Below are 8,016 nucleotides of genomic sequence, written 5' to 3'. Positions count from 1 at the left end.
TCGATCGACTGAACCGCCGACTAACGCGTGGCAGTCTGCGGGGCGTCGAGCGGTTCACCTCGGCGGATTGATGCCCACGGAGACTCTTCGAGCGAGTTGAGTCCGTCGAGAACGTGCTCAGTCGATAGCCGGTCGTGGTCGCCGAATACCGTTCGGAGGTCACGCAGCAACAGCACACCAATCGTAGGTGCCCTGTCCTTGGAAGCCGTTACTAACGTTACCGCCGCTACCCGCGCCCGGGCCGGCCACTGGCCTCCCGCGAGGTCGGCGACAGCCAGCAGCGCCTCCCACACGTCGGCGTCGCGGTCCTCGACACCGTCGGGCATCTCCGGCCATGACTGGCCCGCGAGGTGCGCGACACCCTTCGCCCACAGCTGTATCTGTTCGGAGAGCGCGTCAGCCTCGGGTCCGTTGATCCGCAGCCTCCAGGGTTCGATCTTCTCGCCTGGCGCCCTTCGTCGCATACGAATGACGACCGATCGGGGCATGATCGTGTCCGGGAGGTCGTCGAGACCGGCGAGGGCAACCGCACAGTAGGCGGGCAGTTCTTCGGTCTCCACGTTCTTGCCGCGGAGCACGCAGCGGCCGGCGTTTGCGCCCTTGCGGTGTCCGGCGTTAAGCATCCCGCGGATGTCCTCGTTGTCTTTCGCCTTGGGGCCGAAGACTGTGTCGATCCCGTCGTAGAGGATCGTCGGCGGGCCGGACTCGTCGGATACCTTGCGGAAGAGGTAGGCCGGCGTTGTGTTCACCGCATGAACGGGTCGCGGAACCAGCGGCTCCGTCACCTCCAGCGCGCGTGACTTTCCGCTACCGGGCTCGGGTGACAGGAACGCTATTCGCGGTGTCGACTCCCACGTGTCCATCAGCCATGTTTGAGCGATCCACAGCACGTGGGCAATCAGTGCCGACTCTGATGGGTATACAACGAACCTGGCGAGGAATTCCTCAATCGTCTGAAGGAGATCATCGCGCGGCAAATCAGATACGACACGCAGCTCGGGATGAGCTACGAGCGGATCTGACCAGTCCGGTCGCGGCGCGCCGGGATTCTCTTCGGCGGCGATGCGTTCTGCCTCGGCCCACTCGCGCTCACGCTCGGCGGCGTGCGCCTCGTCGAGTTCTTTCCGTCGCTGCTTGCGTTCGGAAGTCCGATTGTCCCGCAACCGTTTTGCCCGGCCGGCAGCGTCGACTCGGGCGGTTTGCCATTGCCGCGTGGTTCGTCGTACAGGTCGGCGAATGTCCACCCGACTGTGGCGAGCACATCCGCCTTATCGTCGGCGAAACTGTGCATCAACACGCCGTCATCGCTGCGTGTAATGGTCACCGATCTGTCAGTCGGCGAGTGGCCTGGTGCCTGACAGCTGGCTCGGTCGCCGGCCTCGTCGACGAAGAGTCCCTGGTCGCGGAAGGCCTCAATGACACGCTCGAATGCGCTACTCACTGGGCATCATCACCCTTAGTGCGGCATACCGGGCCGCATTGCGCCGCAACCGATTTCGCGGCGACAGCCCACAAACCGCAACGCGTGCACTGCGGCCGATACCCAAGCGCGGCGACCTCGGCCACGAGTTCGACCTCGTGCTGTTCTTCTGGCGTGAGGGGTTCGGTATAGTCGAGGTAATTGCGCACCCACGTGATTGCCGAAACGCCGCCCGCCTTGTCGGCGTTTCTTTTGTCTCGGGTCATCCCACGTCACCGCCGAGCGCGTCGTGATCGACGTCGGCGATGCCGAGGTCGGCGTGGCCCTCGAGCTGGCTGTAGTCGGGGTCGGTGTCGTTGCTGCGCATCAGGCGCCACCACCGACCGGGCGCATCATGGCGTCGAGGTCGTTCAGGTCGACTTTGACGAGTCTCAGGCCGATCCGATACGCGTTCAGCCGGCCGTCGGCGATGAAGCGGCGAATCGTGCGGACCAAGATATCAGCGTACGCGGCGGCATCACTGATGGATTCAAGGCGACGGGTCCCTGTTTTGGGCATGTGTCAGCTCCATGAATGAGAACTGATACTCGCACGCCCATAGAGTGTCTAACTTCCTCGGCGAACCGAGGCATTCGCGGGCTCCCGCCTGACGATGCCACCACTCTGCCGCACGCTATGGCCGTTCAATAGTGCGTTTGGCACGATGTGTCTCAATGTCGATGACGAGCTGCAGGACCCTCACCTGCACCGGCCGCGCACACCGGCACGGCAGAGATATCGGCGGGGGGTTGTCTATCGCGAGCGCGAAATCGAGCAGTTCCGAACACAGATAGGGTCGGCTCCACCGCTTCGAACGTTTGTTGATGGTCGTGTTGCGTTGCACCCGTACCCATTCAGTGGCGAGCGGATCATCCTCGGCTAGCTGCGCGGTGTCGTCGTCGCGAGCGGGATAGTAGTTGTATCCCTCTATGCGTGACACACGGTAGACGAGGGGGTCGGTATCCCACACGATGAGGACATCTGCGCCACACACGCCGCACACCACACGATGCCGTCTGTGTGCTTTCTCGTTGCCGCCCTGCATGATTGCGCGTAGTTGCTCGATGGCCGCCTCGATGTCACTCACCGTCGTCTGCCCGCTGCGTGGCGAGTGCCGACAGTGCCTCGGCGACCTCGGCGACCTCGGCATCCCGGCCGCTGACGATCTGCTGATAGATCAGGCTGGCTTTCACGGTTGAATGCCCGAGTCGCCCCATCGTTGCGACGAGGTTGCCGACGCGGGCGGCCTGGGTGCCGGCGAAGTGGTGTAGGTCGTGCGGGCGCAACCCCGACCGTCCTATCTGTTCGGCGGACGGATCGAAGTACGCCTGACTGAAATGCCGCGAGTGCATGTGACCACCGCCCACGGCCGGAAACAGCAGTGCGTCAGGGCTTTTGCCGACGTTGGTGTCGACATGCTGTTGGATATCTGGCCGGATGTGCGGCGGGACGACGACGACACGTCCCTTGCCTGACTTCGGGGTGTCGACGAGGTAGGCCCCATTGCGGCGGGCCACCGCCACGCTCACCGCCTCGCAGTCTTCTGAGATGTCCTTCCGTCGCAGCTCTGATACCTCACCCCATCGCGCGCCGCACCACGCCGACAGCAGGATCAGCGCGCGCATCCGTTCGGGGCGGATCGCCGAGGCCAAGGACTCGACCTCGTCCACGTCGAGGATGGTCGGGGATTTCTTCCGAGGCGTGTTCATCGCTTTCGGGATCGAGCACGGGTTCGCCGGCATCAGACCATCGGCGACCGCGGTGGCGCACACGGCGTGCAGGAGCCCGTACGCCGTCGAGTTGCGGCGGGGATGGTCGGTGCCCAGACCAGCGCGCCGGGAACGGACCTCGGCGGGAGAGAGGTCACGTAGCGGGATACGGCCCAACATCGGGGTGATGTGGTTGGTCAACATCGAGCTGTAGACGGTGTGGGTGCCGGGTTTGATATTGCGCTGTTCGATCCACCGCTCGGCGTACTCGGTGACCGTGACGATGCGGGCCTTGGTGCGCTCTCTCGCCGGCCGGGGTGGTTCCCACGCGTCGAGTTCGATCTTGCGGCGCTCACCCGCCAACCATCCTTCGGCGTCGGTGCGGGCGCTGTAGGTGACCGGTCCTGCGTGGCGCTGCAAATCGGGGCCGACATAGGACGCCTGGAACCGTTTCGAGGGCAGTCGGCGGATGTTTCCCCACCCCCGGTGGCCCTGCTTTCCTGCCACCGACTACCCCGTTTCGTGCGATGCGTGTGACTATCCGCGTGTCACTTTGGGTCATCCCGTGACAACGCATGGCACTAGTGTGTCGTGTTGAAACAGCAGGTGAGGGGCACGAAACGCCACATCATCGGCTACAAGCGGAGAACCGTCCTCGGCTAGTTCAAATCCTATCGGGGGCACCGTGACATCCTGCGCCCTCCGGGCGGTGTGCGCCTGTGTTTGAAAGAATCATGCAGGCGCACCGTGACACCCCTCTACGGCCGTCGGCCCTCATTTCCTCGACGTGCGCGTGACGCTCCGAGATGTTCTCATTCACGAAATCAACAGCATGTCGCCGTCACCGGGGAGGATGAGGACACTCATGGCTGATCGAGTTCGGGAGTTGGCAGAGCGCGCCGTGGCGATCGTCTACGACGGTGCGCCGGGGGAGATCTACGGTGAACTGGACGCGCTGCGGGCTGCGGGCGAGCACTCACCGCTCGGGATCATTGCGCCGAATCACGTTACGTGCGGGTGCGGGTCATGCTTGCGCAGCGCGGCGCAGTCTGCGCCGTATGTCTGCTGCGAGTGCGGAGCCGAAGCACAGCACGAGGCGGTGGACAATTGCGCCACGGCCGATCACCACGTGGTGGTGTGCCGCTACCTGTGCATGGGATGTGCGCGATAAGGCGATGACGCGTACGGGTGGTGCGAACACGCAGGTCAGGTACGCATTCGCAGCGTGTCGTCCCGGCGCAGTACGAAGAAGTACGGCTGTTCCGATCCGCGCATGTCCATCGCACCGAGCACCGCGTCGTCGGACAGACGGTGGAACACGTCGTTGATCGGGAGCTGGTCGTAGATCATCGTTGCGGTGTCCACACCCCGGTAGCGGGTCGTGCGCAGCCGCGCCTTAGGCGAACGGGTTTGCCACGCCAGGCGTGACATCGCGATCGGCTTGACATAGGACCGGTTCTTGACGACGGAGAACCGGCCGAACGGTACGCCGGCGAACGCCAGCACAGGTTTCATCGGCCACAGCGCCGAGCCGTCGCTCGTGCGGAACAGGAGCGGATGCACGGTCTCGGCATCGACGAACTGCTTGCCCCACCAGCCGCTGGCAGCCAACAACCCGTCGATCGGATGTCCGGTGGGCAGTTCCGCGCCGCGCCAGGTGCCGATCATCTCGCCGGGCTCCACTGCCGGTGCGGCGTCGAACAATTCAAGGGCATCGCCCGTCGTCGTGGGCACGGTGGACATGAGTTCGTCGAGAAGCATGGCCCCACGATACCGACCGAAGATACGGAAATCGATATTTGTCTCAACACCGTCGTGCGCAGACACGACTCCGCCACCAACGCGGTGGTTGTGTTTCGGCGATACCCCGGGCACCGTCGAGGGGTATGCAACTGCTTGACGTTATGTGAGCAAACGTTATCGAATGTGTGTTTCACTTGGTGGGTGAAGTTGGCTGAGTGGGCGCGTACGCAGGGCGTGCATCCGCAGACCGCGTATCGGTGGTTCCGGGAGGACCGGATGCCGGTGCGTGCTCGTCGTCTGGACTCGGGCACGATCTGGGTTGACGTTGCTGATGTCGGACCTGATGGCCGGGTGGTGGTGTACGCGCGGGTGTCGTCGCATGATCAGCGTGCTGACTTGGACCGTCAGGTCGCGCGGCTCACGCAGTGGGCTACCGCGAACGGCCACGAGGTCGGGGAGGTGGTGACTGAGGTCGGGTCCGGGGTGAACGGGAAGCGACCCAAGATCAGGCGGGTGCTGTCAGACCCGTCTGCGAGTGTGGTGGTTGTGGAGCATCGCGATCGCCTGGCTCGATTCGGGGTCGAGTACCTCGAAGCAGCTCTGTCGGCGCAGGGTCGTCGGATCGTGGTGACTGATGAGGGCGAGACCGAGGATGACCTGGTCCGCGACATGATCGAGGTGTTGACGTCGATGTGCGCGCGGCTTTATGGCCGTCGTGGTGCGCGGAACCGGGCGATGCGCGCGGTCACCGCTATCAAACACGACGAGCCGGTCGAGGCGTCCTTCTGATGGCCAGGTTCGAGATCCCTCGGGGTTGGACGGCGCAGGCATACACGTTCGCGCTCGATCCCACGCCGGCGCAGGTGCGGGCGTTCCGGTCTCATGCAGGGGGCGCGCGCACGGCGCACAACACGATGCTCGCGGTGGTGAAGGCGGTGCTGGATCAGCGGGCAGCAGAGCGTTCTTACGGGCTCGCCGAGGAGGAGTTGACGCCGTCGTTGAGCTGGTCGCTGGCCGGTCTGCGTAAGGAGTGGAACGCCCGCAAGGGCGAGGTAGCGCCGTGGTGGGCCGAGAACTCCAAGGAGGCCTACAGCACTGGCCTCGACAGTCTGGCTCGCGGCCTGGACGCGTGGAGCAAGTCCCGCGCCGGTGAGCGGGCTGGGAAGACCGTCGGGTTTCCGAGATTCAAGACCGCGCGGGCACGGAGGTCGGTGCGGTTCACCACCGGAACCATCCGCGTTGAGGTCGACCGGCATCACGTGACTCTGCCCAGGCTGGGGGCAATGAAGACGCATGAGTCGACCCGGAAGCTCGCCCGCCGGGTCCAGGCGGGGACCGCGCGTATTCTGTCGGCCACCCTGAGTGAGGACACCGCCGGTCGTTGGCACGTGGCGTTCCAGACCATCGTCCAGCGCACGCCTGCGGTACCCGGGAACGTTGGATCGGGCGAGCCGGTGGTGGGTGTCGACGTCGGGGTGAAGGCCGACAGCCTGCTGGTTGTCGCCACCCCGGACGGGCGTGAGATCAACCGGGTCCCGGCCCCGAAGTCGTACGTACGGACGCACGATCGTCGGCGGGCGTTGCAGCGCCGGGCAGCGCGACAGCAAGGCCCCTACGACGTGAGCACGAAGACCAGGCGCGCGGCGTCGAAGCGGTGGCTCCGTACTCAGGCTCGGATCAACAAGACTCACGCCCACGCGGCCGCCGTGCGCAGCGATGTGCGGCACAAGGCCACGACGGCCTTGGCCCAGCAGAACCAAGTCATCGTCGTGGAGACCTTGAACGTCTCAGGGATGCGCTCCAAGGGCGGTGTCCACAAGTGTGGCCTCAACCGGGCGCTCGCCGATGCCGCGCTGGCGGAGATCCGCCGGATGCTGGCCTACAAGACGAAGTGGTACGGCAGCCACCTGGTGGCTGCCGACCGGTGCTACCCCTCATCGAAGACGTGCTCGGGATGCGGATCAGTGAAAGCCAAGCTGACCCTCGCCGACCGTGTCTACGCGTGTGAGGCCTGCGGCCTGATCATCGACCGTGACCACAACGCCGCGATCAACCTCGCCCGACTCGGCGAGACCCACACACTGGGTGAACAGAGTCCCGCCGGGAGTGGCCTGGTGGCAGGACGCGGAGCCATGCAGGAGACCGCGACCACGTCAGTGGTCAACGCAGCAGGCAGTGAAACGTCAACCCCGCACAACACCGCTGGTGTTGATCAGACGGGGACCGCCGTCTTGCAAGGGACGGCTGCCCGATGACAGAGCACACTCACGTTTGCTCACCAGAAGGCAACGGAGAACAGCTGCCGCACCGCCCGAGCCGAGAGGAATTCCGTGTCCTCGAGCCCAGATCATCCGTCCCCGTCGTCGCGGGCCACCCGGCCCGCGGACGTCACCGCCGGGCTGACCCGCGCGCAGAAGATCGCGATGGTCTCCGGTGCCGACTTCTGGCACACGAAGTCGCTCGATGACCGGGTGCTCTCGATCATGCTCACCGACGGACCTCACGGGCTGCGTAAACAGACCGGTTCCGGTGACCACGTCGGCCTGACCGATTCGGTGCCGGCCACGTGCTTTCCCACCGCCGTCACGCTGGGTTCCACCTGGGACCTCGAGCTCATCGAGCAGGTCGGGGCGGCGCTGGGGCGGGAGGCTCGCGCCGAGGAGGTCGGGGTGCTGCTGGGTCCGGGACTGAACCTCAAACGCCACCCCGCCGGCGGGCGCGCGTTCGAGTACTTCTCCGAGGATCCCGTGCTATCGGGAAAGGCCGCCGCCGCCCTGGTCCGCGGCATCCAGTCCGAGGGTGTGGGCGCCTGCCTCAAACACTTCGCGGTGAACAACCAGGAATCCCAGCGCATGCGGCTGGACACCATCGTCGACGAACGCACACTGCGCGAGCTGTACCTGACCGGATTCGAGATCGCGGTGACCGAGTCGGAGCCGTGGGTGGTGATGTCGGCATACAACCTTGTCAACGGTGAGCACGTGGGGGAGAGTCACCGGCTGCTCACCGAGATCCTGCGCGACGAATGGGGCTTCACCGGGCTGGTGGTCACCGATTGGTTCGCCACCGCCGACCGTCCCGGCGCCCTGCACGCCGGGGTCGACT

General features: G+C 65.2%; 9 protein-coding genes and 1 pseudogene. 4 read left to right on the top strand and 6 right to left on the bottom strand.

Annotated features, from left to right (window positions below; translation table 11 throughout):
* Nucleotides 1-23 precede the first annotated feature (23 nt).
* The 5 genes and pseudogenes from GORHZ_RS27980 to GORHZ_RS27960 all read right to left on the bottom strand — a co-directional run.
* Nucleotides 24-995 (bottom strand): annotated as a pseudogene (locus tag GORHZ_RS27980) (DUF3631 domain-containing protein); the annotation flags it as partial.
* Nucleotides 996-1,437: 442 nt separating this feature from the next.
* Nucleotides 1,438-1,686 carry a hypothetical protein gene (locus GORHZ_RS27975; protein ID WP_006339265.1) on the bottom strand — a complete coding sequence of 83 codons (249 nt, stop codon included), beginning with the start codon at nt 1,684-1,686 and terminating at the stop codon, nt 1,438-1,440.
* A 100-nt stretch (nt 1,687-1,786) separates the two neighbouring features.
* Nucleotides 1,787-1,978 (bottom strand): helix-turn-helix domain-containing protein, encoded by a 192-nt coding sequence (locus tag GORHZ_RS27970; RefSeq protein ID WP_006339264.1) that lies wholly within the window; start codon nt 1,976-1,978, stop codon nt 1,787-1,789.
* A 115-nt stretch (nt 1,979-2,093) separates the two neighbouring features.
* Nucleotides 2,094-2,546: a hypothetical protein gene (locus GORHZ_RS27965; protein ID WP_006339263.1), complete on the bottom strand. Its 453-nt coding sequence runs from the start codon at nt 2,544-2,546 to the stop codon at nt 2,094-2,096.
* On the bottom strand, nt 2,539-3,675 hold the full coding sequence (locus GORHZ_RS27960; protein ID WP_006339262.1) for a tyrosine-type recombinase/integrase: 1,137 nt from the start codon (nt 3,673-3,675) through the stop codon (nt 2,539-2,541). Before GORHZ_RS27960 ends, GORHZ_RS27965 begins: the two co-directional genes overlap by 8 nt.
* A gap of 358 nt (nt 3,676-4,033) precedes the next feature.
* On the opposite strand from GORHZ_RS27960, the gene GORHZ_RS27955 reads away from it, so the two are divergent.
* The gene (locus GORHZ_RS27955; RefSeq protein ID WP_006339261.1) at nt 4,034-4,339 is read left to right on the top strand and encodes a hypothetical protein; all 306 of its coding nucleotides are present in this window, start codon (nt 4,034-4,036) and stop codon (nt 4,337-4,339) included.
* 35 nt (nt 4,340-4,374) lie between these two features.
* Here the strand turns inward: GORHZ_RS27955 and GORHZ_RS27950 are convergent, their stop codons facing one another.
* Nucleotides 4,375-4,929, bottom strand: coding sequence for a DUF4334 domain-containing protein (locus tag GORHZ_RS27950; protein WP_006339257.1), 555 nt, complete (start codon nt 4,927-4,929; stop codon nt 4,375-4,377).
* 183 nt (nt 4,930-5,112) lie between these two features.
* On the opposite strand from GORHZ_RS27950, the gene GORHZ_RS27945 reads away from it, so the two are divergent.
* The 3 genes from GORHZ_RS27945 to GORHZ_RS27935 form a co-directional block, all read left to right on the top strand.
* Nucleotides 5,113-5,700: an IS607 family transposase gene (locus GORHZ_RS27945; protein WP_040533909.1), complete on the top strand. Its 588-nt coding sequence runs from the start codon at nt 5,113-5,115 to the stop codon at nt 5,698-5,700.
* Nucleotides 5,700-7,166 carry an IS607 family element RNA-guided endonuclease TnpB gene (tnpB, locus tag GORHZ_RS27940; protein WP_006339254.1) on the top strand — a complete coding sequence of 489 codons (1,467 nt, stop codon included), beginning with the start codon at nt 5,700-5,702 and terminating at the stop codon, nt 7,164-7,166. Before GORHZ_RS27945 ends, tnpB begins: the two co-directional genes overlap by 1 nt.
* 75 nt (nt 7,167-7,241) lie before the next feature.
* On the top strand, nt 7,242-8,016 hold a 775-nt coding region (locus GORHZ_RS27935; protein ID WP_006339253.1), incomplete at its 3' end, for a glycoside hydrolase family 3 protein.

The sequence above is a fragment of the Gordonia rhizosphera NBRC 16068 genome (genome assembly GCF_000298195.1).
GTDB classification, from domain to species: domain Bacteria; phylum Actinomycetota; class Actinomycetes; order Mycobacteriales; family Mycobacteriaceae; genus Gordonia; species Gordonia rhizosphera.
The sequence above is the reverse complement of the archived record's forward strand: the minus strand, read 5'-3'. Positions and strand labels throughout refer to the sequence as shown.